This is a genomic window from Gardnerella sp. CCPDSM (assembly GCF_056754715.1).
Genome location: NZ_JBQEQO010000002.1, coordinates 1 through 26,662, shown reverse-complemented (window position 1 = coordinate 26,662; position 26,662 = coordinate 1). Strand labels below are relative to the sequence as shown.

Annotated in this window: 18 protein-coding genes and 2 tRNA genes; 1 reads left to right on the top strand and 19 read right to left on the bottom strand. The window is 43.5% G+C overall.

The window, feature by feature from the left end; translation table 11 throughout:
* Positions 1 to 8: 8 nt before the first annotated feature.
* The 15 genes from ACTJLE_RS01395 to ACTJLE_RS01325 form a co-directional block, all read right to left on the bottom strand.
* Positions 9 to 1,250, bottom strand: coding sequence for a peptidoglycan glycosyltransferase FtsW (locus ACTJLE_RS01395; RefSeq protein WP_481267121.1), 1,242 nt, complete (start codon positions 1,248 to 1,250; stop codon positions 9 to 11).
* Entirely contained in the window at positions 1,234 to 2,829 is a 1,596-nt protein-coding gene (murD, locus tag ACTJLE_RS01390; RefSeq protein ID WP_481267120.1) for a UDP-N-acetylmuramoyl-L-alanine--D-glutamate ligase, read from the bottom strand. Before murD ends, ACTJLE_RS01395 begins: the two co-directional genes overlap by 17 nt.
* A gap of 21 nt (positions 2,830 to 2,850) precedes the next feature.
* Positions 2,851 to 3,954, bottom strand: a complete 1,104-nt coding sequence (gene mraY, locus ACTJLE_RS01385) for a phospho-N-acetylmuramoyl-pentapeptide-transferase (RefSeq protein ID WP_481267119.1) — start codon at positions 3,952 to 3,954, stop codon at positions 2,851 to 2,853.
* 151 nt (positions 3,955 to 4,105) lie between these two features.
* On the bottom strand, positions 4,106 to 5,689 hold the full coding sequence (locus tag ACTJLE_RS01380) for a UDP-N-acetylmuramoyl-tripeptide--D-alanyl-D-alanine ligase (RefSeq protein ID WP_481267257.1): 1,584 nt from the start codon (positions 5,687 to 5,689) through the stop codon (positions 4,106 to 4,108).
* Positions 5,690 to 5,921: 232 nt separating this feature from the next.
* On the bottom strand, positions 5,922 to 6,929 hold the full coding sequence (locus ACTJLE_RS01375) for a UDP-N-acetylmuramyl peptide synthase (RefSeq protein WP_481267256.1): 1,008 nt from the start codon (positions 6,927 to 6,929) through the stop codon (positions 5,922 to 5,924).
* A gap of 42 nt (positions 6,930 to 6,971) precedes the next feature.
* Entirely contained in the window at positions 6,972 to 8,813 is a 1,842-nt protein-coding gene (locus ACTJLE_RS01370; RefSeq protein WP_481267118.1) for a peptidoglycan D,D-transpeptidase FtsI family protein, read from the bottom strand.
* Positions 8,813 to 9,472: a hypothetical protein gene (locus tag ACTJLE_RS01365; RefSeq protein ID WP_481267117.1), complete on the bottom strand. Its 660-nt coding sequence runs from the start codon at positions 9,470 to 9,472 to the stop codon at positions 8,813 to 8,815. Before ACTJLE_RS01365 ends, ACTJLE_RS01370 begins: the two co-directional genes overlap by 1 nt.
* A 2-nt stretch (positions 9,473 to 9,474) precedes the next feature.
* The gene (rsmH, locus tag ACTJLE_RS01360; RefSeq protein ID WP_481267116.1) at positions 9,475 to 10,500 is read right to left on the bottom strand and encodes a 16S rRNA (cytosine(1402)-N(4))-methyltransferase RsmH; all 1,026 of its coding nucleotides are present in this window, start codon (positions 10,498 to 10,500) and stop codon (positions 9,475 to 9,477) included.
* Entirely contained in the window at positions 10,500 to 11,357 is an 858-nt protein-coding gene (gene mraZ / locus ACTJLE_RS01355; RefSeq protein WP_481267115.1) for a division/cell wall cluster transcriptional repressor MraZ, read from the bottom strand. Before mraZ ends, rsmH begins: the two co-directional genes overlap by 1 nt.
* A gap of 404 nt (positions 11,358 to 11,761) precedes the next feature.
* Positions 11,762 to 13,099, bottom strand: a complete 1,338-nt coding sequence (gene glnA / locus ACTJLE_RS01350) for a type I glutamate--ammonia ligase (protein ID WP_004127624.1) — start codon at positions 13,097 to 13,099, stop codon at positions 11,762 to 11,764.
* Between the two features lie 189 nt (positions 13,100 to 13,288).
* Complete coding sequence (locus ACTJLE_RS01345) at positions 13,289 to 14,014, bottom strand: hypothetical protein (protein ID WP_481267114.1); 726 nt, start codon at positions 14,012 to 14,014, stop codon at positions 13,289 to 13,291.
* 136 nt (positions 14,015 to 14,150) lie between these two features.
* On the bottom strand, positions 14,151 to 17,714 hold the full coding sequence (gene dnaE / locus ACTJLE_RS01340) for a DNA polymerase III subunit alpha (protein WP_481267113.1): 3,564 nt from the start codon (positions 17,712 to 17,714) through the stop codon (positions 14,151 to 14,153).
* Positions 17,715 to 17,759: 45 nt separating this feature from the next.
* The gene (locus ACTJLE_RS01335) at positions 17,760 to 18,764 is read right to left on the bottom strand and encodes an RluA family pseudouridine synthase (RefSeq protein WP_481267112.1); all 1,005 of its coding nucleotides are present in this window, start codon (positions 18,762 to 18,764) and stop codon (positions 17,760 to 17,762) included.
* Between the two features lie 2 nt (positions 18,765 to 18,766).
* Positions 18,767 to 19,315, bottom strand: coding sequence for a signal peptidase II (locus tag ACTJLE_RS01330; protein ID WP_481267111.1), 549 nt, complete (start codon positions 19,313 to 19,315; stop codon positions 18,767 to 18,769).
* Between the two features lie 105 nt (positions 19,316 to 19,420).
* On the bottom strand, positions 19,421 to 20,773 hold the full coding sequence (locus tag ACTJLE_RS01325) for a DivIVA domain-containing protein (protein ID WP_481267110.1): 1,353 nt from the start codon (positions 20,771 to 20,773) through the stop codon (positions 19,421 to 19,423).
* A gap of 419 nt (positions 20,774 to 21,192) precedes the next feature.
* Here ACTJLE_RS01325 and galE point away from each other — a divergent pair, with 419 nt between their 5' ends.
* On the top strand, positions 21,193 to 22,203 hold the full coding sequence (galE, locus tag ACTJLE_RS01320) for a UDP-glucose 4-epimerase GalE (RefSeq protein ID WP_481267109.1): 1,011 nt from the start codon (positions 21,193 to 21,195) through the stop codon (positions 22,201 to 22,203).
* A gap of 63 nt (positions 22,204 to 22,266) precedes the next feature.
* On the opposite strand, the gene ACTJLE_RS01315 is transcribed toward galE, so the two are convergent.
* The 4 genes from ACTJLE_RS01315 to ACTJLE_RS01300 form a co-directional block, all read right to left on the bottom strand.
* Positions 22,267 to 22,339, bottom strand: a tRNA-Phe gene (locus ACTJLE_RS01315).
* Between the two features lie 43 nt (positions 22,340 to 22,382).
* Positions 22,383 to 22,456, bottom strand: a tRNA-Asp gene (locus ACTJLE_RS01310).
* A 104-nt stretch (positions 22,457 to 22,560) separates the two neighbouring features.
* Positions 22,561 to 24,600 carry an ABC transporter ATP-binding protein gene (locus tag ACTJLE_RS01305; RefSeq protein WP_481267108.1) on the bottom strand — a complete coding sequence of 680 codons (2,040 nt, stop codon included), beginning with the start codon at positions 24,598 to 24,600 and terminating at the stop codon, positions 22,561 to 22,563.
* A complete protein-coding gene (locus ACTJLE_RS01300) occupies positions 24,597 to 26,477 on the bottom strand; it encodes an ABC transporter ATP-binding protein (RefSeq protein WP_481267107.1) in 1,881 nt (626 codons plus the stop codon). The genes ACTJLE_RS01305 and ACTJLE_RS01300 overlap by 4 nt, the downstream gene beginning before the upstream one ends.
* Positions 26,478 to 26,662 lie beyond the last annotated feature (185 nt).

Below are 26,662 nucleotides of genomic sequence, written 5' to 3'. Positions count from 1 at the left end.
TCACCTTGTTATTTTGATACTTTTAGCTGAGGATTGGCACGCATAAGACCATCAGCTACACCAATTGCAATTAAACACATAACAAGCGAAGAACCGCCAGCAGACACGAATGGCATAGGAACTCCCATAACCGGCAATATTTGCACAACTACGAGAATATTAACTAAGCCTTGCCCAACAATCCAAGTTGCAATACACATTAGCGTAATAGAAATGAATTTTGATTCCGCTTGTAATGCTGAAGAAAGTATGCACCATCCGATTACTATGTATAGCAAAATTACGGCAGACGCAACTAAGAATCCCATTTCTTCGCCAATAATTGCAAAAATAAAATCGTTATGTGCGTAAGGTAAATAATTCCACTTTTCGCGAGAGTTACCAATACCAACGCCTAATAATCCGCCTGAAGCCATTGCGTATTGAGCGTGAATTGCTTGGAAGCACACGCCTTTTGCAGATTTTGCGTCGCAGCCTTGCAAAGTTGCAAGAATACGTCTCATGCGGTTATGGCTTGTTAATACGAGTAATCCAACCATCAAAACAGCAACAAAAATGCTTAAAATAAGCCATTTAGTAGGAAATCCTCCTAAATAAAATGCTATAAGCGCAATCAAAATAATAATTAAAGCGGTACCAAGATCCTTACCGGCAATAACTAGAAGAAGCGAAATACCAAGACCCGATACTGCAGGAATATAGGCTCGCATTTGCACACGCTCATACGCTTGTTTTGCTGCAAGAAGCGCTATTGGTAGCCAAATACACATCGCAAGTTTAGTAATTTCTGCAGGCTGCAATGTTATAGGTCCGAAAGCAATCCAACCTGCGTTACCGTTTACTTCTCGTCTTAAGCCTGGCACAAACGTGAAGAACTGCGCAATTGCTGCAACAGCATAAATAGCAACTATATATTTGCGATAGTAGTTAATTGGCACTCTGGAAGCAAAAATATAGCCTATTAAGCCCAAAACACAGTAAATTGTTTGGTTTACGCCCTGACCCCATGGAGCTACACCGTAAGTAATCATTGTTACGGACGAGCTAGAAAATACCATAAATAAGCCAAATATTGACAATATGACTACTGATATTCTTAAGCCCAACAAGCACCAAAGAGGATTAGTTAAATTTTTCCATCCAAAATAGCGCTTAATCAATAAATCTTGATCTTGATTCTGCTTTTCAACGCTTTTTTTATGCACTAATGAGCGAAACCACTGAGTCGGCTTATTATTGTTGAACACCATGATTATGCACCCATCGTTGAGATTCTTGAGCAAAGCGATTACCGCGATCGGCGTATGAAACAAATTGGTCCATAGAAGCGCATGCAGGAGCTAGCAATACAACATCGCCATAAGTTGCGTAAGCGCCAGCAGCTTCTATTGTTTTATGCATAACATCTTGGCCAAACGAAGAGTTTGCATGAACAAGATTGCTATGCTCAATGCTATCCAAAACCGCGTCATCAATTCCATTATACGATTTAGCGTAAGAACCGTCTGGAGCAACAATTGTTACAGGAATATTAGGAGCAGACGTATGAATAGCTTCAACAATAGGACGCTGATCTACGCCAATAACAACAATTGCTTTTATAACATGCTTCTGCTTAGAAATAAGATCTTCAAAATGGCTTCCCTTTGCTAATCCGCCTGCAATCCAAACAACAGAGTTATTTGCAAAACTTGACAAAGAAGCAGCTGCAGCAAAAGCGTTAGTAGCTTTAGAATCATCAACAAATCTTATGCTTTTTAAAGCATTATTATCTAAAGATTTAAGTGTTGCAACAGTTTGAATACGATGCCCTCCAGGAGCAAACTCGCACAAAGCTTTTAGCGCATTTTCAATATTGCTGTTGTTAATTAAGCCAAGAACTAAAGCCAAAGCAGTAAGAGCATCCGCAAGAAGATGCGGGTAAACTGTGCCGTCCGGCTCGCATAAATGCTTTAAATCACGCAAAGCTACAATACGCTTCGGCTCGCCTTCAACTCCGCCTGCAACACCACTGTTGTCAACAATCCAACCGTCTTTAACACCAATTTCACCAGGCTTAGGCTCCTCTAAAGTAAAGCCAATACGCTTGCAACCTTCTGCAACTTTTGCGTTTTTAGCTAAATCTTTAACGCGAGCATCTTGAGCATTATAAACTAAAGCTTTAGTAACATTATTAAATACTTTTGCTTTATCGTTAGCGTAAGCATCCATGCCACCATGCCAATCCAAATGATCAGCCGTAATATTAGTAATAGCAGCACAATCAAGAGCTAAAGAATCAGTAAAATGCATTTGGAATGAGCTTAATTCCACACATAAAGCGTCATGCTCAGCTTCTAAAGATGCGCAAGAAACAGATTTTCCAATATTTCCCACAGCTGGAGCGTCTAATCCGCAAGCGGTAAGCATTGCAGAAGTCATTTCGGTAGTTGAAGTTTTACCGTTTGTGCCGGTAATTCCAATCCAATAAGCTGGTTTTTTAGTGCGAGTCGAATTTACGCGCAACCTCCAAGCTAGTTCAACTTCGCTCATTACTGGAATATTGTGAGAAGCAGCATCAAGTAAAAATTGTGTACGCGGATTGAATACTGGTGACGTAACAACAGCATCAATAGTATTCCAATCAATAGCTGAAAAATCGTGAATGTCAGCTTCCGGCTTATTCTCGTCAGCAGTTATTGCTTCGCATCCAACAGTGCGTAAAACTTCAGCAGCTCCACGACCAGATATTCCAAGACCTGCTACAAGAACACGATTGAATTTAAATGCGTTGTTTTTAGCGCAAAGTTTAGAAGAAACAGACGCATCGTCACTCATACGAGTATTCATATTGAAGCCTTCCGATTTTTATTAAATAAGTAATCCTGAGCGACCTGCCCAATCAGCGTAGAACATCATAAGCGCTGAAAGAACAAATATAAGCTCAATCATCCAAAAACGAACCACAACTTTGGTTTCTGTCCAACCGAGCAATTCAAAATGGTGATGAATTGGAGCCATTTTAAATACTCGCTTATGCGTAGCTTTAAAGAAACCAACTTGAATAACATCACTTGCAGCTTCCATAACGAATAATCCGCCCAAAATTACTGCCAAAAATTCGGTGTGTGTTGCAATCGAAAGCGCAGCAAACAAGCCGCCCAACGCTAAGGAACCTGTATCTCCCATAAATACTTGCGCAGGATTCGAATTAAACCATAAGAATCCGAAGCAAGCTACAGCAGCACATACTGCAATAATAGTTAAATCAAGAGGATCCGAAACTGCGTACGAGAAGCCAAAATGTCCGCCGCCGCGCACATGGTAGCTTTCCCAAAAAGCAATTAATGCGTATCCTGCAAAAGCGATCATAGAAGATCCTGCAGCTAAGCCATCAAGACCATCAGTTAAGTTCACAGCATTTGACCAAGCGGCAATAAGGAAATTAACCCAAATAATAAAAACGACGATTCCAATTCCTCTTCCAAGAATTGAAAAATCAAGGAATGGACGCTCAATAAAGCTCATTCCAGGCTGCGCGCTTGGAAGTCCAGATTGCGTTGGCAAAAGTAACGCAAGCAAAGCGTAAATACTTGCAAACACAACCTGTCCAATAAATTTAGCGTGAACAGAAAGACCAAGATTCTGCTTTTTGCGAACTTTTGCAAAATCGTCAATAAACCCAAGCAAGCCCATAGAAAGCATCGCAAAAAGAACCAAAACTGCAGACCATGAAGGAGAGCGTCCAACAGATAAGTATCTATACAATGCGGAAGCAGCCCAGCCCACAACGACTGCAAGATTGATTACAACACCGCCCATAGTTGGCGTGCCGCGCTTAACTAAATGGGATTGAGGACCGTCTTGACGAATGTACTGACCGTAGTGCAAGCGATGCACCAAACGAATAAGCAGAGGTGTGCCAACAATCGTCACTACGAGCGACACAACAATTCCTACAATAAGCGCAATCACCGCTTAACCTCCGTTTTACTGTTCGTTTTCTTAACTACGGTTCCGTACGCTGAATATTCGCAAAATTTCGTAAATATCCGTAAATATCCGTAAAATTTCGCAAATATCCGCAAAAATTCAGCTAATTTAAATCAATTCAATTTAAATTCAGTTAATTTTTTGTCCATCGATCCGCTAACGCGCTTAGTCCTGAAGCGTGAGAGCCTTTCAATAACACAACACTACTCGGATGGTCGGCCACAAGCTTCCAAACAATTTCATCAGCTTCGTCAACACTATGAGCCCAATGCACTGCTTCATCTACTTCAAGACTCTCGCTATACCAGGCACTACGCGCGCCTTTATAAATCCAAGAAGCTAAATTATCCAACTTTTCGTCGGTTTTAGAACCAACAGCTATTATTGCATCCAAAGGCGCATGTGCAGCGTACTCTCCTACACTATCATGCAATTGATCTGCATCTTGCCCAAGTTCAAGCATGGAACCAAGCACAGCAATTCTAAAAAGAGCAGATGGTTGAGATTTATCGTTACGCTCGTACGCGCACAATCCGTCAATACCAGCTTTTACGGAATCAGGATTTGCGTTAAACGAATCGTCAATAAGAATAAAGTTTTTATTTTTACGAGAAACAAGACTTAATTGCATACGATGTGGGCTAATGCGAGAAACTTTTCTCAAGCCTTCAGCAATATCAGAAAGATCCATTCCTAAGTAGCGAGCAACATTCGCTGCTGCAAGCGCATTCATAACATTATGCTCGCCTTGTATAGAAAGACGCACTTGAACTTTATTAGCGACTTTAGTAACGCGCTTTTTGGAATTATTTGAATTTTCGTCAATTCCTGAATTATTTACTTCATTAAGAGTAAATATTGGCTTTCCAAGAGTATTTAATTCTACATCGCTTGCGTAAAGTTGATACTCACCTTCGCGAGCTCCCTCAAGAAGCCCGTTTTCAGTATTCTTACCAAACCAGCGAGCATGTGAATTATCAACAAGAGCATCCATTGCTTTAACGTGTTGATCATCAGCATTTAAAACAGCTATGCCACCAGGCACAAGACCTTGTACAATCTCACTTTTTGCTTGTGCAATGCGCTCAACTGAACCAAATTCTCCCAAATGAGCTACGCCAACTTTAAGAACTACAGCAATATCTGGAGGCGCAATATGCGTTAATCCAGCGATTTCACCAACATGATTCGCACCCATTTCTGCTATTAAGAATCTAGTTGAGCTGCCAACTTTTAAAGCAGTAAGAGGCAAACCAATTTCATTATTAAAAGATCCAATAGGAGCTACAGTTTCGCCAAAAGTGCTAAGCAATGCGTTAAGCATATCTTTTGTTGTTGTTTTACCAACAGAACCAGTAATTCCAATAATTGTAAAAGGCTCAGGCAATTGGCGACGAAGCTGTAAATTATGTTTTGCTAATGCTCCCAATGCTTCAACGCAATTTCTAACAACAATCTGAGCAATATTAACGCCTGGAACTAAATGCTCAACAATTGCAACTAAAGCGCCATATCTTTCTGCCATAGAAACGTAATCGTGACCGTCAACATGCTCTCCTGCAATAGCAACGAACACGGAGCCTAAACGAACTTGCCTAGAATCAGTGAAAACAGAAGTCGCAATGCTCTCTTCATCTTCAGAAGAATTATTGCAATCGCTTGTATGTAATTCTCCACTAACAGAAAAAGCGATTTCGCTTAGAGTCATTGGCATCATTTGCTGTTTAGTCTGAATTTTATAAACGCTAGGAGAAACACTAGGAGAAACACTAACGGAAGTATTATCAGAAGTATTATCAGAACTTTTAATAGAATTCGCAATAGAATCCTCGTTCAAAGACTTACCGCAACCCATAATATCCTCCAAACTTTATTTAATGCCTTACAATTTTTATGCTTTACAAATTCACGCTTCTAAATTAGCTACTAAATTATCTACTAAATCAAATTTAGCGCAATTCTCGCGAAACTCGTAAAGCGCTTTTAATAGTTCCACGGCGAACACCTGCAGCTAAAACCATTGCGATAGTTAAGGAAAGATGCTTTTTAACATCCTTGCCACCAATTTGATCAGCTAATTGCGCTAATTCATCAGACTCAGCTGATCTAGTAACGCAATACGCGTGATCTCTGCTAGCAAAACCGTAACGTTGTCGCAAAGAATAAAAACTTAATTGACGCAAAGGCGGCATATAATCTAATGCAGTTTTTTCTACAGAAGATTTTGCTTCCGAATTTGCTTCCGAATTTTCGAAAGAAGCTTTTTCTACAGAAGCTTTTTCTGCAGAAGATTCTACAGAAGATTTTTCTACAGAAGATTCTTCAGCACCAAGCACGTCAATATTAACCGACTGCAACGCGTTTTTTGAAAGCGTAGCAGAATTTAATGCAATAACAACAGCGGCAGCACCATCTTCTGCGCAAACTGACAAAGTATGCTGAACATCCGCAATATGTAACGGATACTGCAACGACAATTCGCGCTGAAGAGACATAGATCCGGAATCACTTATAATTCCTACAGGATTGCCCAACATATGCAAAAAATCAGCCAAACGTATTACGTTAGCGTGAATTTCATCATCATCGTCACCAGCAACAGCAAAAGTTGCAACGCTTGAAGAAGGATCCCCATTAATATCACAAGCAAGCTTGCCTAATGCCACAGGATTATAAGAAGAAACAAGTAGCGGCAAACCTAAGGTTGAAGCTTCGTTACGAAATTCCGGAGGAACTAAAGCTGCGTACGCACCAGCATCTCGAGCTGCTTCAAGCTGACGCTTATCAACATGTCCTATTGGAACGAACAAGCAGCCAGGGCGAACTTGACGCACATCGTGAGCAAGAGAAGTAATAGTAACGCCCGTTGCAAAAGCAGGAACTACTTCAAAACCGTAGTTTTTTGCAGCAAAACCTAACGTAACTCTTACTCTTGAATATTCATCAACTGCATTCATCACACACCCTACTTTATATACGCCAAAATCGTAACGTCCACATTACCAATTTACAGGAACCGGGTTGGTGCGTACAGCGGAAGTTGGAATATCGTACTTCTGCATAAGGAATTCGCAAATTGTTTTAAACAACGGACCTGCAGTAACACCGCCGTAAACGCCTTGAGGATCAAGCAAAACAACAGTAACAACAAAACGCGGATTATCTGCAGGAATAATTCCGGACCAGTCACTAATTCTCGAGCTAAGTCTTCCGTCAGGACCAGCAACTTCTGCAGTACCACTCTTTGCGGCAATTCTGTAGCCTTCAACACCAGCGAAGCGGCTGTAATGCTCACCAGAATTTTCCAAAGCGTCCATCATTTGAGAAGCAACATTTTCGTCAAGAACTCGCGTAGCTTCCGGCTTATGCGGCCTAGTTGCGTGACCGTTAGCGTCAATAACAGACTTCACTATCGATTGACGCAACTTTACGCCTTTATTGCCAATAGTTGCCATAGCGTTAGTAAGCTGCAAAGCGTTAACAGCATAACCCTGGCCGAACAAAACAGTATCTTTCTTACGACCATCCCAAGATTGCGCGCTTGGAAGCAAACCGCGAGACTCACCTTGCAAATTCAATCCGGTATACTGACCAAGACCAAACTTAGCAAGATATTCGTAACGCTTATCCAGCGGATAGTTTTCGCCTGCCATAACCATACCGACGTTAGAAGATTCAGCAAGAATACCTGCCAAAGTCCAGCGCTCTACACCGTGCTCAATAGCATCGTGATACAGCTGGCCATTCTTATTAATATTTCCAGGCACGTTAAATTGATCTGTAAGCTTATGCGCTCCAATTTGCAACATGCCAGACATTGCAAAAGCCTTGCCAATAGAACCAGGTTCAAATGTTTGGCTCACAGCGCGAGACACTTTTACTTTAGCGTCAGTTGTGCCGGCTTTAATATCATCTGTATCTTCCAAAGCCAAGATATCGCCTGTATGAATATCCTGAACTACAGCAATACCCCATGCTGCATGATACGTCTTCTGTCCATCAAGAAGTACTTTTTTCACGTACCAATCTACATCGCTATCAATAGTAAGCTTAATGTCGCTACCATTTACAGCAGGCTTAGTTTCAGTTACAGTTCCAGGAATCTTCTCGTTTCCAACGTTATTTCCTTGATAACGCTGGAAGCCATCAACACCGTTTAAAACTGAATCATTGGTAAATTCGAGGCCGGTAATACCAACTTCTCCCCTACGATTCTTAACATCTTTACGATTAACTTCATCCGCATTAGCAACAGCACCGATTACAGAACCAAGAATTGGTCCGCTAGAATACACGCGCTCGCTGCTATTTTCTGCAACAACTACTCCAGAAAGATTAAGCTTATCAATAGCTCGCTTAACTGCAGGAGTAACATTGCGCTTCAAAAGCACGTAACGACCAACTCCTGCTAATTTTCCGCCAATTTCCACAGAATTCATATGCAATACCGGAGCAAGCAAACGAGCAACCGCCACAGCGCCCGTACCTTCTACCGGCTTTCCATTAAGCATATGGCAATTATGCTCAGTCTGCTTAGTGCAAGGAGTTGGCTTAAAAGCCTGCGCATTTAAAGGATCGCCAATAATATTGAAACGCTCAACACTTTGAGCTAGCACAGCACCATTTGCGTCCAAAATTCGTCCTCGACGAGCAAGAATTGGGCGCACACGGCTACGCTCATCTTGAGCGGCTTGCGCAGTGGAGCTTGCGTTGATTAGTTGAATAAAACTAAGTTTTACGATTGCACCGATGCCGATCAGTGCAAAAACCATAGCGATAACAGTGCATTTGCGTACAAATACCTGCTGGTTGGCGAAACGTTGTTTGATTAAGTGGCGCATCAATGTTTCTCCTGTTTTACTTGCTTTTGTTGTTGCTGTTGTTGTTGCTTTTGTTTGGTTTTATCTGTTGCGGTTTTATCCGTTTTAGATTGATCTTTTTTGGATTGATCGTTTTTAGTTTTATCTTCTTTAGATTTATCTTCTTTAGATTTATCTTCTTTAGATTTTTCGCGATTATGTTTTCGTTTCGCAGCATAATCACTTAAATCAATAGCAATAGAACCTTGCTGCGGAACCATTCCCATATCTTGAGCTTTTGCTGGAAGCTCGGCTTCCAAAGTATCAAGCTTCGCCTGTTTTGTTTCAACATCTTGACGTAAACGAGAAATACGAGATTGCGTAGCAGTCTGCTCGAAAGAAAGCTCAGCCATTTGCGTACGAAGCATAAGCGAAGTAGAAAGCGTAACCACCATAAAAATTACGATAATCATAAAATTAATCAGCGGAACTTTACGCGTATTGCTCCACGCCATAACTTTATGGAATCTGTCAAATACTGCAGAAGATTTGCTATTAGAAGATCCTGCAGAAGATCCGAAAATTGCAGAAGACGAATTATGCACATACTCTTTTCGAGTAGAAGCATCTTTTACGCGACCAGCAGGAGCCGAATTAGAAGAAGACGAGCGCAAAACGCGACTCTTCATATTCAATACCATCTTCACCTGCCTCCTTTACGAGGCTCTACTCCATAAGCTTCATCTTTAAGCCTATTAAGCCAGCGATTAGGAATAGGACGGCACAATTCAACAGCGCGTAAACGCACTGAAGAAGAACGAGTATTATGCTCAATCTCTTCTTTAGAAGCTTTCATAGCTCCACGCGTAAGAGACTTGAAGAAAGGCTTAGCGTCTTCAGGAATAACAGGCATATTCGCTGGAACGTCAACTGTTAAGCCCTGATTCATAAAACGCTTAACTGTAGTATCTTCTAGAGAATGATACGATTCCACAACCAAGCGGCCGCTCTTACGAAGTCGCAAAGCAATTTTTGGAAGAGTGCGCTGAAGCTTATCTAACTCGCCATTAACTTCAATACGCAAAGCTTGGAACACTCGCTTTGCAGGATTGCCTGTAGCGCGATGAGCATTAGGAATAACATCGTCAACTAAGCGAACAAGCTGGCCAGAAGTAGTAAGAGGCTCATTTTGACGCTCTTGAACTATGCGGCGAGCAATAGGAGCAGAAAAACGCTCCTCGCCATATTCGCGGAAAATCTTAGTCAATTGATGAACGTCATAAGTAGCCAAAATCGTTGCGGCAGTAGTAGATTGCGTAGTATCCATGCGCATGTCGAGAGCAGTATCGTGAGAATAAGAAAAGCCGCGATCTGCTTCGTCAATTTGCAAACTAGAAAGACCCAAATCCATAAAAGCAGCGTCGATTCCGTCAATATTATGCTCATCTAAAACTGAATCAATTTCGTCGAAAGCTGCGTGAGCTGGAATAAAGCGATTCTCAAGACCCTCATTGCGCATACGCTCTGTAGCTAAAGCAAGCGCTTCAGTGTCGCGATCAATACCAATAAGCGTTGCGAAAGGAGCTGCTTTAAGAAAAGCAGTTGCGTGACCTGCAAGACCTAAAGTGCAATCTACTACAATTGCGCATTCATGTTGCAAGGAAGGAGTTACTAAATCAACGCAATCTTGCAATAATACCGGTGCGTGAATAGCTGTAATATCTGTCATCACATCACCGCCGGAAGTACGTCATCAGCAATATCGGCATATCCTTGCTCGCGATCAGAAAGATATGCTTCCCAAGCCGACTTATTCCAAATTTCCGCGCGCGTACCAACGCCAATAACAACGATTTCGTTGCCTAAACTGGCGTAATCCCTAAGCATTGGCGGCACAACAATGCGACCCTGCTTATCTGGCTGCTCGTCAACAGCGCCAGAAAGGAATACGCGCAAATAATCGCGAGCGGACTTATTGCTCATTGAAGAACGCTGAATTTGAGTTGTTATGCGCTGGAACTCAACCATAGGAAGCACGTAAACGCAATGCTCCTGGCCTCTAGCCATCACAAAACCTTCGCCAAGCTGCGCGCGGAATTTTGCAGGCAAAGCTACGCGGCCTTTATCGTCGATTTTTGGCGTGTAGGTGCCTAGCAAAATTGGCGTTTGAGGAGCTGATGGCTGGGGATACTGCGGATTCTGGGAATACTGAGAATACTGAGAATACTGCGGATTCTGCGGATTCTGAATGAACGAAGATGGTGCAATTGGCATAGGCGCAGCTTGAGCAGATGAATCAACATAACCGGATGGAGTGGAGGTGAAGGCCGGCGCTGACATCGACTGCTGTACTACTGGCATAGCAGTTTGAGGCATTCCATAATAACCCGAATTTGACTGCATATTTTGATTAACTACAGGCTGCTCGTTTGACTGCTGCAAAACCTCAGAAACCTGCGATTGCAGTGGCATCTGCGATTGCTGGGAAACGTTTAATTTTGCGGAATGATTAGCCTGATTTATGGAATGGTTAGAGGAAGAATTGGCTTTATCTTGCGATTGCTTATTAGCAGCACGACGCGCCATAATCCACCTCCTTAACTCAACATGCACTATGCCATTTGCACGTTAGTCACCATTTTACCCCATTTCTCTCCAAAACTCCCCACTTTTTTGCAAAAATTTTTGATTTTTTTGCAAAAAACACCACCGGAAATAAAAATGAGACACTCGCACAGAACGCCAACTGCACCAATGTCTCAAACCAAGCGAAATGAGACACTCGCGCCGAAACCGTACTGCGCGAAAGTCTTAAACCAAGCGAAATGAGACCCTCGCGCAGAACACAAACTGCGCCAATGTCTCAAACCAAGCGAAATGAGACCCTAACGCAGCGCGACGACTGCACGAAAGTCTTAAAACAGCAAACAAAAGGCCCCAACGCAGTACATCAACTGCGTTAGGGCCTCTAAAGTACGAAGGCGCTCGCGCTACAAGCGCGGCAGGTACTTCTCCAGCTCAAAAGGCGTCACCTGGCGGCGGTACTCTTCCCACTCCTGGTGCTTATTGCGCAAGAAATACTCAAAAGCATGCTCGCCTAATACGCTTGCCACAAAGTCCGAGCGCTCCATAATCTTTAGCGCCTCGTCCAAGGATTCCGGCAACGGCTGAATTCCCATAGCCTGGCGCTCAGCATCCGTAAGCTCCCACACGTCGTCGCTAGTCGGATCGCACAAAGTCATCTGCTTTTCAATACCATCCAAGCCTGCAGCCAAAAGCACAGAGTAAGCAAGATACGGATTCGCCACAGGATCTAAAGCGCGGAATTCCATTCTGCAAGAATTGCCCTTACCAGGCTTGTATTGCGGCACGCGAAGAAGCGCAGAACGGTTGCTATGCCCCCAGCACACGTAGCTAGGAGCTTCCGCACCACCCCACAAGCGCTTGTAAGAATTCACATATTGATCAGTTACAGCGCAAATTTCCGAAGCGTGATGCAAAATACCAGCCGCAAACTGACGCGCAATAAGCGACATATTAAACTCTTGACCGGCCTCATAGAAAGCGTTCGTATCTCCCTCAAACAAGCTCAAATGCGTGTGCATGCCAGATCCCGGCTGGTCGGTTAGCGGCTTTGGCATAAAGCTTGCGTATATTCCGCGCTCAAGCGAAATTTCCTTAACTACAGTGCGGAAAGTCATAATATTATCCGCGGTAGTAAGCGCATCCGCGTAGCGCAAGTCGATTTCGTTTTGGCCAGGCCCGCCTTCGTGGTGCGAATATTCTACGGAAATACCCATCTGCTCCAGCATGCTCACAGCATTGCGGCGGAAGTCCATTGCCGAACTTCTAGGAACGTGGTCAAAGTAGCCGCCCTCGTCAATCGGCACAGGCGCTTTGGACCAATCATCTTGAGCTTCGAACAAATAAAACTCAATTTCCGGATGCACGTAGAAAGTAAAGCCCTTTTCCTTCGCTTTTGCGAGCGCAGTTTTAAGCACGTGACGAGGGTCTCCTAGCGAAGGCTCGCCGTCGGGAGTTAGCACATCGCAGAACATTCGCGCTGTGCCTTCCGGCCCTCCATGCCATGGGAGAATTTGGAAAGTTGACGGATCCGGCTTCACAATCATGTCGTCTTCCAAAACGCGCGTCATGCCTTCAATTGCCGAACCGTCGAATCCAATGCCTTCTTCAAACGCTGCCTCTAATTCCGCAGGGGCAATAGCAACAGATTTCAACGTGCCGAGCACGTCCGTAAACCAGAGTCGAATAAAACGCACGTCGCGCTCTTCAACAGTACGTAGAGCAAACTCTTGTTGTCTATCCATAATTAGCCCCTTGGGTAGCATTTTTACGCAATTAAATGCAATTCTAGTTTATTATCGCGCATTATGCTGCACTAATTACAGCTATACGCAATGAATTTACGTAATTGTAATGAAATTACGCAACACTTACTTTTTCGAATACTTTCCGCAATACTTTTCGAATACTTTCCGCAATACTTTCCGCAATACTCACTGTTTGCCATATTTATTAAATATTTTCATCGCTTGCATATTGCTTAAATCGTCGCTGTCGAACATTTCCAAGCCCTGTTTTTTAACGCTATCAACGCTTTCAATGCAAATCGCAAGATCTTCTACTGTTCTTGACCATAGCGATAATGCCAATGGCGCCACTATTTCTTGCGGCTTTTCATTGTATTGATACACATTCGCAGTTAATTTATCCGCACGATTTGTAATAAGCATTACATCCATTCCGCGGAAGAAGTCCACGAATTTTTGCACATTTTCTTCCGGACCGTTGCCATCCAAATTCTTCAATATTGCAATAGAACCCTTGTCTTCAGCAAAGCATGTTGCACTAACATCCGCCATTTTGCAAAAAGCAGCAAGCAATTTCGCAGGCTCAACATATGTGACCATCATTGCAACTTTTGCTTTATTGCCAAGAAGACCTTGCAAATCTTCTTCAAAATTCGCTTCTTCAATTCCGCGCATTGCTTCTTCAATAGAATTATTTTCTTGATCGCTGCTATTGGAATCGTTTAATAAATCTTCGCTATTTGAGTTGCTTTGATTTTCGTTTTCTTGGAATTCTTTTTCAAAGCCTGCAAGCGCGTTATCTAATTCAGCATCCGTAAAAGAAGCGCGCACTGAATCGTCATTGTTAGTTTCGTTATTATTACGCTCGTTATTATTAAGCTCGTTATTGCGCTCGTCGTCATTATTTAACATTTTTATTACTTTCTCCCCTTTAAATGCAACTTATTTAATATATTAAATACAGCTTATTTAACAGCCTATTTAAATACAGCTTATTTAAATACAACTTTCTAAATACTATATTTTACCAAACTAATACAGCAATTTTCTACGCGCTTGGCAAGCAGTTGGATCCGAAAATAATTTTCATTTCTGCAAATAATGAAGTGTCACGCTTTACGCGGAAATTATCTCCAAAAGTAAGAACTTGCGCACGCCCGGAATCGTCAATTAAAGCCAAGCGCACTTCGCAACAGCCCGGATGACGGTGCAAAATATTACTAAGCTCTGCCACTCGCCCTTTATCTAAAGTTTTACGCGGAACCATAATAGTTATTGGCCTTTCGTCCACTGATTCCAACGTTGGCACTTCAAATTCAGTAGCGCGCATTGAAACTGTTTCGTCACGCACTTCAACTTGTCCGCGAATACGCACAACCTGATCAATCGCAAGATCCTGCGCGGAAGCTTCATAAACTTTGCCAAAGAACATGCATTGCACAGAGCTTTCCATGTCTTCAACAGTAACGATTGCCCAAGCGTTACCTTTTTTAGACACTCTCCTGTCCACACTTGTAACAAGACCTGCAATAGTTACTTGCTGGCCGTCGCCCATAGTTCTTGCGCGATCAATAAGTTGCGCAATAGACATTTCGCGCAATCCCGCAAGAACTGCAGATAATCCACTAAGCGGATGATCCGAAACGTATAATCCAAGCATTTCGCGCTCAAAATTAAGCTTCGTTTTTTTATCCCACTCTTCAACATCAGGCACAGTAATTTGCATATCTCCCATGCCGTTATCCGCGCCCGAGCCGGAAGAATCAAGATCAGCAAATAAGTCAAATTGGCCTTCTGCCTGCTTGCGTTTAAGCGCAATTACAGAATCGATTGCAGGATAGCAAATTTGCTGCAACGCGCGACGGTTTGAATCAATCGAATCAAAAGCTCCAGCTTTAATAAGAGATTCTACAAGCCGTCGGTTTAATGCTGTGATTGGTACGCGCTTAATAAAGTCCATAAAGTTTACGAAACGTCCGCGCTCACTTTCGCGCTCCGCAATAATATCGTTTACTGCTTTATCTCCAACGTTACGAATAGCACCCAAGCCAAAGCGCACAACATCTCCAACAGCAGAATATTCAAGCACGGACTCGTTAACATCCGGTTGCAAAACTTGAATACCCATGCGGCGCGCTTCACCCAAGTAAAGCGCGGTTTTGTCTTTATTCGTACGCTCGTTTTGTAGCAAAGCTGCCATAAATTCCACTGGATAATGCGTTTTTAAGTATGCCGTCCAGTAAGAAATTAAGCCGTAAGCTGCAGAGTGAGCTTTGTTAAACGCGTATCCGGAGAACGGAACCAAAACATCCCACACTGCTTGTGCAGCTTCTTCAGAATATCCGTGCGCTTTCATGCCTTCAAAGAACGGAACCTGCTCTTTTGCCAGCACTTCCGGCTTCTTCTTACCCATTGCTCGGCGCAACACGTCTGCCTTACCAAGGCTGTATCCTGCCAAAATACGCGCGGCAGACTGCACCTGCTCCTGGTAAACAATAAGACCGTAAGTTTCGTCCAAAACTTCCTTAAGAGGTTTTTCAACTTCCGGATGAATTGGAATAATATCTTGCAAACCGTTCTTGCGCTTAGCGTAATTCGTATGCGAATCCATATCCATAGGGCCAGGACGGTAAAGTGCAATCAAAGCCGAAATATCGTTGAAATTATCCGGTTTTAAAGTGCGAAGAAGCGCGCGCATGCCGTCGGAATCAAGCTGGAAAACGCCTAAAGTATCTCCCCTAGAAAGCAGCTGGTACGTTGGCTTATCGTCCAAAGGAATTTTCGTATAATCGATTGGCTCTTTTCCATTATTTTTGATATTTCGCAAAGTATCGCGAATAACTGTCAAGTTGGAAAGGCCTAAAAAGTCCATTTTTACAAGACCGAGCGTTTCGCAAGTGTGATACTCAAAAGTTGTTGTAATCGTGCCGTCAGTGCGCTCAAGAAGCGGAGAAGTGTTTGTGATTGGCTCCGAGCCCATGATTGTTGCGCAAGCATGCACACCGGTTTGGCGAATCAAACCTTCAATACCTTTTGCTTCTTCCGTAATACGATGCGTATCTGGATCCGTATCGTACATTTCGCGAAACTCGCGCGCTTCAGCGTAACGTTTTGATTTTTCGTCGAAAATATCGTGCAAGCTCATATCTTTGCCGTTTTTAGCAGGAGGAAGAACTTTCGTAATTTTCTCGCCTACTGAAAACTCGTATCCCATAATACGCGCGGAATCTTTCAACGCCTGCTTAGTTTTAATCGTTCCGTAAATAACGCACTGAGCAACTTTATCTCTACCGTATTTTTCACCAACGTACTCGAGCACTTTCGCACGGCCATCCGGGTCAAAATCAACGTCAATATCTGGCAAAGATACTCGCTCCGGGTTTAAGAAGCGTTCAAAAATAAGGCCGTGCTTCATAGGATTAAGCTCAGTAATGCCCATTGCGTACGCAACCATAGCGCCTGCTGCAGAACCACGACCAGGACCAACCATTACTCCATGCGCTTTAGCCCAATTAATATAGTCTGCAACAACCAAAAAGTAGCCGCAGAACTGCATTTGGCAAATCACACCACACTCGTAATCAGCCTGCTTCAACACTTCCATTGGAATGTTGTTATTGTAGCGGCGCTCCAAACCTTCCTCAACTTTTTTAAGGAATAGCGAAGTCTCATCCCAACCTTCTGGGCAGTCAAATTGCGGCATAAAAGCGCCATCTTCGCCGTCGTCGAACATAACATTGCAGCGTCGCGCAATCTCAAGCGTATTATCGCAAGCTTCAGGAAACTCTTTAAAAAGCTCGCGCATTTGCTCAGCGGATTTCAAATAGTATCCGGAACCGTCAAACTTAAAACGGTCAGGATCGTCAAGTCTAGAGCCGGAATTAATGCAAAGCATAGCGTCTTGAGCTTCGCGATCCTCCTCATGAACGTAATGCAAATCGTTCGTAGCAAGAAGAGGAGCGTTAAGCTTTTTCGCAATTTCAAGCAAGTCTTTAGTTACGCGCGTTTCGATTGAAAGCCCGTGATTCATAAGTTCAATAAAGAAATTATCGCGCCCAAAAATATCCTGAAACTCGCCTGCTGCGCGTAAAGCTTCTTTAAACTGGCCTAAGCGAAGACGAGTTTGAATAATTCCGGAAGGGCATCCAGAAGACGCGATTACGCCTTTTGAGTATGTTGAAAGCACTTCTTTATCCATACGCGGGTAGCGCATAACGCGGCCTTCAAGATTTGCCACAGACGAAGCTTTAAGAAGATTAGTTAAGCCGGTATCGTTTTCCGCCCACATAGTCATGTGCGTAATTAAGCCGCCGCCTGAAACGTCGTCTGCACGCTGATCTTCCGTTCCCCAATGAACGCGGCTTTTGTCTTGCCTTGCGGTTTCAGGAGTAACATACGCTTCAATGCCAATAATCGGCTTAATACCAGCTTTTACAGCGGTGCTCCACATTTCGTACGCGCCGTGCATGTTGCCGTGATCAGTAATTGCTACAGCCGGCATGCCTAATTCTTTCGCACGATTTACCAAATCAGGAATTTTTGACGCACCGTCAAGAAGCGAATAGTGCGTGTGATTGTGTAAATGTACGAAGTTGGTTTCCGGATGAGTCATAGATGATATTCTATAGTCGAAAGTTGACTGAAAAATTCAAAAACGCTACTTTGATAATGCTCGCATAGCTTCTAAAGCGTGTTGCAAATCAGAAGGATAATTCGACTTTACTGTAATAACTTTGCCAGTTCGAGGATGCATAAAAGTAAGCTCCATTGAATGAAGCCACTGCCTTGTTAAACCAAGCTTTTGAGCCAAAACTGGGTTCGCTCCATACATTGAATCCCCTACCAAAGGGTGACCAATCGACGTAAAATGCACGCGAATTTGATGCGTGCGGCCCGTTTCCAAATTAACACTTGCTAAAGTTGCTTGACCGAATCGCTCAAGAACATCCCAGTGAGTAATAGCAGGTTTTCCACTTGGCGTAATCGTAAAGCGAAAATCCGAAACTTTTGCGCGACCAATAGGAGCTTCGATTGTTGCTTTATCTTTATCTAAATTTCCTTGCACAAGCGCATAATACGTTTTTTTAACAGTATGATTTGCAAACTGCTTTTTCATTTCTTCGTATGCGAAATCTGTTCTGCAAACAAGCATTAGTCCGCTTGTGCCAGCATCGAGTCGGCTTACAATACCGCGCCTATTTTCGTCTCCAGCAGTAGCAGAAATGCCAATTCCGCGTTTTTCTAAAGCTTCTCCAACAGTTGGCCCGCACCACCCTTGTGCTTTGTGAGCAGCCATTCCAACAGGCTTATCTACAACTACAATATCTTCGTCTTTATAAGCAATCGTCATACTCTGTTCGATTGCTTGATTTTCTGCTTGATTTTCTTGATTTAGTATTTGATTTGATACTTGAGATTCTTCTTTAGAAGTTTCATTTTCGTAAATTTTTGCAACAAAATTTTCACTAACTAAATCTTCAAATATTATTTCGTCACTACTAAGCAAAAGTGCAGATTTATTTGCTTTTCGGTTAACAATATGCACGGTTCCGTTAGAAATAAGATCGCTTGCTTTTGAACGCGAAATATTACGCAATTTCGCAATCGCAACATCAAAACGGCAGCCAACTAAATCTTCTGGAACCGGCATATTATTTTGCATAATTATTCGTTACTTTCTTTTGCGCTTACTTTTGCGGCACTTTCGTCACTAGTTTCGTCACTAGTTTCGCCTGGCTTAAACGGCAATTCTAATAAAACTAAAGCAACAAGCCACACGCCTGCAATCGCAAGAATAATATCCGCAACGTTACCAACAGACCAACCGTAGTTAATAAAGTCAATAACTTTACCATCCAAAAAATGCTCGGCATAAATTGCGCGGTCAATCAAATTGCCAAAAGCTCCAGCAAACGCCAAAGAAAGCACAAGAGTCCATTGCAAAGACTTCGTGCGACAAATAGCAAAAACAAGCGCAACGCAAGCAGCAATCGCAAATAAGCTAATAAAACATGTTGCTCCGGAGCCAAACGCAAACGAAGCACCAGCATTCCTAACCAGCGAAAACATTATGAAATTAGGAATGAAAACAATCTGCTTACCGTATTGAAGCGCGCCCATTGCCCACAATTTAGTAACACGGTCTAAAACTAAACCAATAATAACAACAAGTGCAAAAACGGCTACGCGAATACGTAGCCGTTTCACACGCACATCTCTATGCGTCAATTTTTATCCGATCTTTAGTAATTCAAAAGCAGTATCGGTTTTAATGCGTGGGTTCACATAAGATAAGCTAACCCACGCATTTTTAAGAAACTACTCTTGCTTAGCGGAATTGTCAGCCGGATTCTGGCCGAGAGTAGAATAAGCGTTCTCGTCAGAAACCTTATCAACAAGCTGGCGGAGGAAGTCAGTCAAGCGAGTACGATACTCGGTCTCAAACTGCTTGAGGCTTTGAATATTGCCCTCAATAACCTGAGTCTGCTTCTCCAAGTTTTCACGCACTTGACGAGCATAAGCATCAGCAGCCGTACGAGTTGTAGAATCGTAGTCTGCAGCGCGATGCTGAACTTCAGCTTCATACTGGTCAGCCTGATCGTGAGTTTGCTTAGCGTAATCGTCAGCAGCTTGACGAACCTTACCAGAGTAAGCATCCGCCTCGTTATGAGCGCGAGCAGCATAAGCGTCAGCATCGCCACGAGTACGAGTCGAATAATCATCAGCATCAGCATGAGCCTGCTTGCTGTATTCTTCAGCCTCAGAGCGAGTGCGTGCAGAATACTCATCTGCCTTAGCAACAGTTTCGTTATAACGAGCTTGGCTTTCTTCAACAATCTGCTGAGCCTTAGCCTTGCCCTTATCAACGTATTGATCGTGCAATTGCATAGCAAGAGTCAACATAGCAGTTGCGCGCTCTGGCTCAGAACCTTGAGCTTCAGCACCTGCTCCAGCAATCTTCTGCAAGCTACCAGTTTCAGTATTTGGCTCCAACTTAGCAACCTGCTGACGAAGCTGCTCTTCGCGCTGCTGAGACTCTTCAAGCTGCTTTGAAAGCTCTTCAACCCTAGCGTTTTCTTGCTGCGTAACAACCAACTGCTGGCGAATAGTGTCGAGTTCGCGACCCAAGTTTTCACTATTTGCACGGAAATCATCGCGCTCGCGAGTTACAGATTCCAATTCCTTTTGCAATTGCTTTGCGTTATCTGCTTGAGCAGTTTGAGCAGTAAGCTGATCAACCTGAGCGCCCAAACCATCAAGCTGTTCCTTCAACTGCTGGTTTTGAGCAGACAAAGCGCGGTTGCTTTCTTCAGCTTCACGCAACTTAGTAGCAGTTGCCTCAAGCTGAGAAGCAGCTTCTTTAGAATCATTATTCTTCTTAGCGTCGTTATTTGCAGCAAGAGCCGCAGCATTACGCAATTCTTCATTTTCTTTAGTTAAGGACTCGACTTTAGAAGTCAACTCAGCAATCTTGGTATTCAAGCCCGCAACATCGCGGCCAAGAGACTGTGTGGAAGCTCCAAGCCCCTGCACTGCCTGCTGACCAAGCGCTTCTATTGTTTCTGTAACCTGATCGAGAAACTCGTCAACCTCGTCAACGTCATATCCTCCCTTGAAACGTACAATCTGGAAGGTATGTTCTCGAATGTCCTTAGGCGTCAACAGAGTCATATGCTTTACACCTCGCTTTTGGGACGCATCTCATTGATATATATCTATTCGATGCTATCACGTACGCAGAAAATTAGAGCAAATAATTCGAAAATTATTATGCAAAACGCCGATTTTATAAAAATTACGCATAAGCCATAAAAGACGACTCCCTCACGTTTGGAGCGCCACACAGCCTCAAACGCTCCAAATGCGAGACAAGTTCCCCGCATTTGGAGCGCCAAACCTGCCAAAACCCTCCAAACGCGAGACAAGTTCCCCGCATTTGGAGCGCCAAACCTGCCAAAACCCTCCAAACGCGATAAAAACTGCGCACGTTTGGAGCGCCACATTAAGCGAATCGTAAAATAACCTATAGTTCAGTTTGGCGAGATATAATTGCAATGATTTATCAATTATAAGAATAGAAGGAAGTTCAAATGACTGTTCTTGTTACAGGCGGATGCGGTTACATTGGTGCGCACGTAGTTCATGCCTTGCATAAAGCACAGCAAAAAGTCGTCGTCGTTGACGATTTAAGCTACGGAAAGCCTACGCGTATTGAAGGCGCTCGACTTTACGGCATGGATATTGCATCTCCTGACGCAGGCAGAAGACTTGCGCAAATTATGAAAGACGAGAATGTTGATTCCGTAATTCATTTCGCTGCTAGAAAGCAGGTTGGAGAGTCCGTAGAAAAGCCGCTTTGGTATTATCAGCAGAATATTAACGGCATGCTTAATGTTCTTGAAGGCATGAAGGATAGCGGCGTAAAGAAGCTCGTATTCTCGTCTTCTGCAGCAACTTACGGCGTTCCACCTGTTGACGTTGTGCCAGAAGATGTTGTGCCAATGCTGCCAATTAACCCTTACGGCCAAACTAAGCTTTTTGGCGAGTGGATGGCGCGCGCTTGCGAGCACACTTACGGTATTCGCTTCTGCGCATTGCGTTACTTTAACGTGGCTGGTTGCGGCCCGGTGGAATTAGAAGATCCTGCTATTTTGAATCTGATTCCTATGCTTTTTGAACGTTTGCAGCGCGGAAAAGCTCCTGCTATTTTCGGCGACGACTACCCTACTGCCGATGGCACTTGCATTCGTGACTACATTCACGTTTCGGATTTGGCAGACGCACATCTTGAAGCGCTTAAGTATTTGGATCGTGACGAACGCAAGTATGATGCGTTTAACGTTGGCACAGGTAAAGGCACTTCCGTGCGCGAGATTGTTGACGAAGTGCGAGAAGTTACCGGATTGCCATTTAAGGAAACTGTGCTGGACCGCAGAGCAGGAGATCCTCCTCAGCTTATTGGCAGCCCTAAGCGAATCAACGAAGAAATGGGATGGCATGCTCGCTACGATGTGAAAGATATTGTTAAGTCTGCTTGGGCAGCTTGGCAAGCAAATCCTGAGCATCATATTGATGTTGATTCCTGGAAGCAGATTGACTAGAAGATTCGCTAGATAAAACAAAACGCGCGGCAAAAATGTCGCGCGTTTTTTGTTGATTACTTGTGGCTCCGAGCGGGATCGATCCGCTGACCTAGCGATTTTCAGTCGCTCGCTCTACCAACTGAGCTACAGAGCCATGATGAATAAAAAACCCGGCGAACCGGGTCTCCTATTAATCGCGACCCCGGCCGGACTTGAACCGGTGACCTCCGCCGTGACAGGGCGGCGCTCTAACCAACTGAGCTACGGGGCCGTGGCTTTGTTCTCTCGAACAGCCGAGTCACTATCTTACAGAATCCATTTCAAAATGCAAGTGCTATGGCGTGTCCGGCGTGTTGCCGCACAAAATCAACCTTCTTACTCAAGCTCAATCGCACCCGTGCAAAGCTGATAATATTCGCCGCGCTTAGCCAGAAGCTCCTCATGCGATCCGCGCTCAATAATTCGGCCATGATCCAACACCATAATCACATCCGCATTGCGAACTGTAGAAAGCCTGTGCGCAATCACAAACACAGTTCTGCCTTCCATAAGCGAATCCATGCCATGCTGCACCAAAGCCTCAGTATGCGTGTCGATTGAAGAAGTAGCTTCGTCCAAAATTAAAACAGGAGGATTCGCAACAGCAGCGCGAGCAATAGAAATAAGCTGCTTTTGGCCTTGAGAAAGCCCCTCTGCACCGTTTTTAAGCTGCGTATTGTAACCATCCGGAAGATTTAAAATAAACGCGTCTGCATGCGCTAATTTAGCAGCTTCTACGCATTCTTCATCAGTTGCATCAAGGAGACCGTAACGAATATTATCCATAACGCTGCCAGTAAATAAGTTCACATCTTGCAAAACTGTGCCAATAGCGTAACGCAAGTCAGTTTTACAAATATCACGCACGTCAATTCCGTCATACAAAATCTGCCCGTCGTCAATATCGTAAAAACGCGTAAGCAAATTCGCAATCGTAGTTTTTCCAGCACCCGTCGCTCCAACTAAAGCAACTTTTTGACCCGGCTTTGCAAACCAAGTAATGTCGTGTAACACAGGATTCTCATGGTCATACCCGAACACAACATCCGTAAAGCGCACGTCTCCGCGAAGAAGAGTGTAACGACCGTCTTTAGAAGTTAGAGCGTCGCGCTTTGCATGCAAAACCACTTCTTGAGCCATTGCGCTTAAGCTTTTAGCGCGCTGAGTAGCTTTATTGCCATTATCTTGCTTAGCTCTTTTCCAAGCCCAGTAAATATTAGCGCCTTCTTCTTTTTCGTCAACTTCTTGCAAAACGTCAAAAGCAGATTCAGTAGCAAGAGTTTCAGCAGACTGCGCAACTTTAACTTTTACTAAACGAACCGTTCCAGAATCTTCCTCCGGACTTTCGTCAAGAAGCTCAAAAATGCGCGACGCTCCAGCCAAAGCCATCATAAGCGAATTTAATTGCATCGTAATTTCGCCAATAGGATTAATAAACGCGCGTGAAAGAGTAAGCAAAGCTATAAGCGTTCCAATAGTCAAAGGCTCGGAGCTTGCAAGACCGAAAGTTGGAAAACCTGCAGAAACAGCCCACGCGCCAAGCAAAGCAATAAGCACATAAAGAAGATAACTTGCGTTACTAATTACAGGCATAACATTATTTGCGTAAGAATTAGCACTTGCCGAAATTTTTTGCACTTTTTCAACGTAAACATCTAATTTTTTAAGCGCAACTTCTTCGTGATTGAAAATTTTAATAATTTTACTGCCTGTTGCAGATTCTTCTACATACTTATTAAGCTCGCCCAAAGCGCTCTGGAATTGCTTAAAAAGACTGCCCGAACGCTTAAGCATAAATCTAACTAAAAATAGAAGAAACACAGTAAAAACTGCCACAAACGCGGCCACAGGAAGCGAAAGCCACATAATAGACACAAAAGCTGCCGTAATAGAAATAAGCGCAGCAAACGAGTCTGGAAAAGCCCACGAAATCGCCTCACGCAGCACTTCCGTATCGTTCGTGTAGCGGCTCATAACATCGCCGTAGCCTTGAGAATCAAGGTATTTAAGCGAAAGCTTCTGTTGGTGCTTAAACATAGCGTCACGCAAATCGCGCATAACACTTTCTGCAATTTGCGCAACCAGCCTACTCCACAGCCAGCAGCTAACCACGCCAATTACGTAAACGCTTGCCATAAGAATAATCATGCGCACAAGCGGCATCCAATCTGGATTATGCTTGCCAACAAGCGGAAGAATATACACGTCCACAATAGATTGCAAGAACATTGCGCAAGCCGCTTGAACAATAGAACTTACGATAATTGCGAATATGATTACGAAAACTTTTGCGCGATAAGCAAGCACGCATGAAGCTAGTCGTTTTAGAGTTGGCCAGTTGATTGCGCGGGTGTTTTTATTTGTTTTTGTTGTCATTTTTCAACACCTTCTTCCGCAATATTTTCTTCACTTTGCACTCGGCTTTTTGCTTGAGATTCCGCCATATTTTTATAAAGTTCGCAAGAGTTAATTAAGTCGTTATGAGAGCCTTGAGCGAGTATGCGGCCGTTTTGCAAAACAACAATAATATCCGCGTGCTCGATTGAAGAAATGCGCTGAGCAACAATAATTTGCGTAGAATCAGGCATAAAATTCTTCAATCCTTCACGAATTTTACGATCCGTTTTCATATCAACCGCGCTCATTGAATCGTCGAAGATTAGAATTTTAGGCTTTTTTAAAAGCGCGCGAGCAATGCACAAACGCTGACGCTGACCGCCGGAAACATTCTTGCCACCCTGCTCAATATGAGTGTTGTAAGCATCCGGCAAATCGTTAATGAACTCGTCTGCGCAAGCAATTTTGCACGCCGCGCGCAAATCCTCATCACTGGCATCCTTACTTCCCCAACGAAGATTTTCGGCAATCGTGCCACTAAACAGAATATTTTTTTGCAAAACAACACCAACTTCTTCGCGCAAACTTTGAGGATTGTAATCTAAAATATTTGCGCCGCCAACAAAAATCGCACCTTTAGTTACGTCGTAAAGCCTTGCAATAAGTTGCACAAGACTTGATTTTCCGGAACCTGTTGCGCCAACAATTCCAACAGTTGCTCCTGAAGGAATGCTCAAGTTTATATCGTGTAAAATTTCCTGTTCTGCCGAAGAAGATTCATCCGAATTATCTGAATTATCTGACTTCGGATAACGCAACGAAACATGCTCAAAACGCACAGAAGCATCCGAAAGTTTAGTAAGCGGATTCGAAGAAACAACCTCAGTATTTTTAGATTGCAACACTTTTGCGATTCGATGCATAGAAGCGCGCGCAGTTACAGACATAACAAAAACTGCAACCAAATTCGCGAGCGCAAATAAAATTTGCAACGCATACACAACCAAAGCCGCAAGATTTCCTGTAGTTAAACCAAACGCAGGATTATTTCCGGAAGCAACAATCTCATGCGAAGCCATCCACGCAATAAGCAACATTCCAGCATAAAAACACAAATTAAACAGCGGAATGCTGTAATTAAGCACGTACTCAGCATTAAGAAAATGATGGTAAATCTTGTGCGAAATACGCATAAAACGGCTATTTTCGTAGTCGGCGCGCACATAAGACTTCACAACGCGAATATTGTGCAAATTCTCGCCAACTTGATTATTCATCTCGTCAATCATGCGGTAAATTCGCATAAATCTAGGAGCAACAATTGCAGCGCCAACAGCACCAATCAAGCCAACAATCGGCACAAAGCTAAGAAAAACCCAAGAAATAGCAGGACTAATTGAAAAAGTAAACCACCACGCGGCTGCAATAATCACAACGCTACGAACGCCTGAGCGAATGATTAACTGGTAAGCAAACTGCACGTTAGACACATCACTCGTCATGCGAGTCACAATAGTACCAGTAGAAAACTTATCTAAATCAGAAAAACTTAAAAGCTGCAGCCGCGCAAAAATATTATGACGCAAATTTCTACCAAAACCGGCGCTAGAATGCGCACAGCAAACGCCTGAAATAACGCCAGCAATCACGGAAAGAGCTGCAAAAAGAAGAAGTTGCAAACCGTAATACCAAGAAGCGGAATTGGAGCGCGTCACAATGCCGAAATCAATAAGATTCGACATTACTGACGGAATAATTATTTGCATCGCTGCTTCAAAAATAATTGATACGGAAGTAAGAGCACCGAGCAAGCGATAGTTTTTCAAAGAATAAAGAATGGTGCGTAAGGCGTGAGGAGCACGATCGGCGCGGTTTTTTGATTTCTTCGACGATTTTCGCGTTACTTTCTCCACCATTGCGCCCCTTCCTTAAGTGATACTTAACTTTAATAATATCACTTTTGAATATAAGGTAGGCAGGGGTTTACGAGGACTAAATTTCCGGCAAATGTTTCATAGCAGCACTGAATCAGGTAGTAGCGCCAACGCGAGAAAAGTTGCGCACGTTTGGAGCGCATCACAGGCAATAACCCTCCAAACGC

Bases quoted from the DNA above. Each gene is read 5' to 3' on its own strand.
- rsmH (WP_481267116.1), bottom strand. From the start codon at position 10,500: ATGACAGATATTACAGCTATTCACGCACCGGTATTATTGCAAGATTGC.
- ACTJLE_RS01325 (WP_481267110.1), bottom strand. From the start codon at position 20,773: ATGACTCTGTTGACGCCTAAGGACATTCGAGAACATACCTTCCAGATT.
- ACTJLE_RS01345 (WP_481267114.1), bottom strand. From the start codon at position 14,014: ATGTTAAATAATGACGACGAGCGCAATAACGAGCTTAATAATAACGAG.
- murD (WP_481267120.1), bottom strand. From the start codon at position 2,829: ATGAATACTCGTATGAGTGACGATGCGTCTGTTTCTTCTAAACTTTGC.
- dnaE (WP_481267113.1), bottom strand. From the start codon at position 17,714: ATGACTCATCCGGAAACCAACTTCGTACATTTACACAATCACACGCAC.
- glnA (WP_004127624.1), bottom strand. From the start codon at position 13,099: ATGGATAGACAACAAGAGTTTGCTCTACGTACTGTTGAAGAGCGCGAC.
- mraZ (WP_481267115.1), bottom strand. From the start codon at position 11,357: ATGGCGCGTCGTGCTGCTAATAAGCAATCGCAAGATAAAGCCAATTCT.
- ACTJLE_RS01370 (WP_481267118.1), bottom strand. From the start codon at position 8,813: ATGCGCCACTTAATCAAACAACGTTTCGCCAACCAGCAGGTATTTGTA.
- ACTJLE_RS01395 (WP_481267121.1), bottom strand. From the start codon at position 1,250: ATGGTGTTCAACAATAATAAGCCGACTCAGTGGTTTCGCTCATTAGTG.
- ACTJLE_RS01300 (WP_481267107.1), bottom strand. From the start codon at position 26,477: ATGGTGGAGAAAGTAACGCGAAAATCGTCGAAGAAATCAAAAAACCGC.
- ACTJLE_RS01305 (WP_481267108.1), bottom strand. From the start codon at position 24,600: ATGACAACAAAAACAAATAAAAACACCCGCGCAATCAACTGGCCAACT.
- ACTJLE_RS01365 (WP_481267117.1), bottom strand. From the start codon at position 9,472: ATGGTATTGAATATGAAGAGTCGCGTTTTGCGCTCGTCTTCTTCTAAT.
- galE (WP_481267109.1), top strand. From the start codon at position 21,193: ATGACTGTTCTTGTTACAGGCGGATGCGGTTACATTGGTGCGCACGTA.
- ACTJLE_RS01335 (WP_481267112.1), bottom strand. From the start codon at position 18,764: ATGCAAAATAATATGCCGGTTCCAGAAGATTTAGTTGGCTGCCGTTTT.
- ACTJLE_RS01375 (WP_481267256.1), bottom strand. From the start codon at position 6,929: ATGAATGCAGTTGATGAATATTCAAGAGTAAGAGTTACGTTAGGTTTT.
- ACTJLE_RS01380 (WP_481267257.1), bottom strand. From the start codon at position 5,689: ATGATGCCAATGACTCTAAGCGAAATCGCTTTTTCTGTTAGTGGAGAA.